Origin of the sequence: Psychrobacter sp. CAL346-MNA-CIBAN-0220 (assembly GCF_040309805.1) — a bacterium.
In the GTDB taxonomy this organism is placed as follows: Bacteria; Pseudomonadota; Gammaproteobacteria; order Pseudomonadales; family Moraxellaceae; genus Psychrobacter.
Genome location: NZ_JBEOPF010000551.1, coordinates 1 through 251, shown reverse-complemented (window position 1 = coordinate 251; position 251 = coordinate 1). Strand labels below are relative to the sequence as shown.

1 protein-coding gene is annotated in these 251 nt (G+C 42.6%); it reads right to left on the bottom strand.

What is annotated here, in order from left to right; all coding sequences use genetic code 11:
- On the bottom strand, positions 1 to 251 hold a 251-nt coding region (locus tag AAEY88_RS14755; RefSeq protein WP_350563594.1), incomplete at both ends, for a hypothetical protein.

Genomic DNA, 251 nt, shown 5'->3' with positions numbered 1-251 from the left:
GCGCTGCAGTGCTGCATCTAACATTCGGGTTAAATTACGGTCTCGGGTAGTAATTAAATAATCAACTACCCAGCGTGTAATATGGTCTTTACGTTCCACATCCACTTGGCGTAAATCAGCCACCGTCATTGCCGAAAAACGCTGTTGTAATTCGGCAATAATGTCTAAATATGTCGCTAATACACGTAACTTAGCCGTTGAACCAAGCTCCAACTTACTGCCTTCGTTAATATCAAACGGCTGATCAATAC